General features: G+C 52.4%; 1 protein-coding gene. It reads right to left on the bottom strand.

From position 1 onward, the window contains the following. Window positions 1-311, bottom strand: a 311-nt coding sequence (locus CS022_RS25145) for a hypothetical protein (protein WP_161569757.1), incomplete at both ends; no start/stop codon positions are given.

Here is a 311-nt window from a genome sequence, read left to right as displayed (position 1 = left end):
GTAACTCGATGCATCCTCTCTACCGTGTTGCACCAAGGTCAGTGATTCGAGCGTGGGCGAGGATTCATTATCCGTGATGGTGACCACCCCTTTGCCCGCGGTGTCATTCCATTCATCCCCTTGAACGCGTGCCCAGACCGTGAAGTTTTCATCGCCTTCATAAATATCATCGTCGAGGGTGTCAAAACGCAGCTCAAAAGAGGTCTGATTGGCCGGGACATCAATGAGCATGCCGTCTGATACGTTACCTGTTTGCTGTTGCCACTCGCCGCCGTCAAACCGTACCCAGAATGTGGTATCGGTGTAATCGT

This window comes from Veronia nyctiphanis (assembly GCF_004116385.1).
GTDB lineage: Bacteria > Pseudomonadota > Gammaproteobacteria > Enterobacterales > Vibrionaceae > Veronia > Veronia nyctiphanis.
This window is presented reverse-complemented; position numbering and strand designations above follow the sequence as displayed.